This is a genomic window from Spirosoma soli (genome assembly GCF_042684525.1).
In the GTDB taxonomy this organism is placed as follows: Bacteria; Bacteroidota; Bacteroidia; order Cytophagales; family Spirosomataceae; genus Spirosoma; species Spirosoma soli.
Window position 1 is genome coordinate 1 of sequence record NZ_JBHULN010000073.1, and the last position, 504, is coordinate 504.

Annotated in this window: 1 pseudogene; it reads left to right on the forward strand. The window is 61.1% G+C overall.

Annotated elements, in window-relative coordinates:
* Nucleotides 1–504, forward strand: a pseudogene (locus ACFSUS_RS29150) (hypothetical protein); the annotation flags it as partial.

A 504-nucleotide genomic window follows, 5' to 3' on the forward strand; every position in this document is an offset into this window, starting at 1 on the left:
AGAGCACGCCAAGCATCGTAGTGAGTGCGGCTGGTCCATACTCAGTAACGGTTACTTCGGCCAACGGTTGCACAGCGGTAACGACGACCAACGTAGTGAGCGATACGGCCCTGCCGACAGTAACGGCCAGTGTGAGCAACACCCTGACGGTGGCTCAGCCCACGGCGACGATCTCAACGACGGCTAGCCCGGGTGTAAGCTATCTGTGGAGCACGGGTGAGAGCACGCCAAGCATTGTGGTTAACAGTGCGGGTACCTACTCGGTGACAGTGACCTCGGCCAACGGTTGTACAGCAGTGACGACGACGACGGTGGTGAGTGACACGGCGTTGCCAAGTGTAACGGCGGTGGTGAGCAACGAGCTGAGCTGTACGGCCCTGACGGCGACCATCAGCACCACAGCCACACCCGGGGTGAGCTACCTGTGGAGCACGGGGGCGACCACACCAAGCATCTCAGTGAGCGTAGCGGGTGCTTACTCGGTGACGGTGACAGCCCAGAACG